The organism is Ferroplasma sp. Type II, from assembly GCF_000496155.1.
This window is the reverse complement of sequence record NZ_KI542850.1, coordinates 1-1,316: the sequence shown is the minus strand read 5'-3', so window position 1 is coordinate 1,316 and position 1,316 is coordinate 1. Positions and strand designations below refer to the sequence as shown.

The following is a 1,316-nucleotide window of genomic DNA, read 5'->3' as shown; positions in this document are numbered from 1 at the left end:
CGTATTGAAGGGCTTTAATAAAATTCGGTAAACCAATAGATTTAGGTTCCGGTTTAAATGCAACCCAAAAATATCTTGTAAAGTTTAAATAATCATGTCCTTCTTAATTTCATAGTCAACAGTATTAAATTTTTTTAATTATATTTCAATAAATTTGTTTTTAATTTCACTAAAAGTATATCTGACTCCAATTATATTTTCTCTGGAAGTCATTATCTCAGTGGATAAATTGCAAGAACTTATTACTAAGTCTTAAAGTCGTTACCGGTTACAGCGTGGCCTCTTTAGGGGGATCAGTGCTCCATTTGGACGCACCCATGTCTACGTGCAACTTGGATACGCCTTTACCTGTTTACAAACATTTTATGTTATAGAAACGATTATAATCACAAGAATAAATGCAGTAATCATATAGATAATGTAATATGATATGGAACTGTTCATAATTTTGTAAGCTACGTATCTTGAAAATTTTCTATATTCCTTTGCTATGTCTATCATTACAAGCCAGAAAATATCTACTGTTTCTAACTGGTTTTGGTTACTATATGATGTTCTCAGTATCCTTTTAAGCATCAACCTTATATTGTTTGAATAGTTAAATGAATTATAATATTCTTCATGCTCAATCCCCCCATTCCATCTTCTTGAAACTCTTACATTAGGTTTTCCGAAAACAAAGTATACAAGCAGGCTAAATAGTATTAGAAAAGCAAAGATATAAAGCGGTGTTATAAGCCCGAAATCTGCAGGACCGAGCCGTGATTCTATCATTAATCCATTGAACACAAGTACGGAGGGTATTCCGGATATGTATTCTTTCCCTATAATAAGGGATGATATGGCAAAAAGAATGATTAAAATCAAACCTGTAGCCAGAATAGTATAATTTTCCAGATTCTTTCCCCTGGATTTGTGGTGATTATCGGTAAAGTAAAATACTTTCAGCATAGCAGCGGTTGCAAAGCCTTCACCCATAGCTATAAGTGATCCGGCTATGATAGATGTTATTCCCAGTGGTCCGTATAAATATGCACCCATAAAAAAGGATTCAAGTACCATCCAGGTTCCAAGGCCCCCAAGAGAAGGAAATAAGCCAGACAGGGAGGAAAGTGCAAAAAATTTCCCTATTTGATTTATTGTGCTCTTTCCACCATTAACTGCACTGAAATATTCCACACCTGTATGCCCAACCGTGATAAACAAGCCAGTTTTAGCTATTGAATGGGCCATGGCAAATATTGCTATTGATATAAGAATAAACTCCCTGAAAACACTGTTATCTACGGCTACAAATAGCCCTATGTAGCCATTAT

At 34.7% G+C, this 1,316-nt stretch carries 1 pseudogene; it reads right to left on the bottom strand.

The features are described 5' to 3' along the window. Nucleotides 1-363: 363 nt before the first annotated feature. Nucleotides 364-1,316 (bottom strand): annotated as a pseudogene (locus AMDU4_RS13870) (hypothetical protein); the annotation flags it as partial.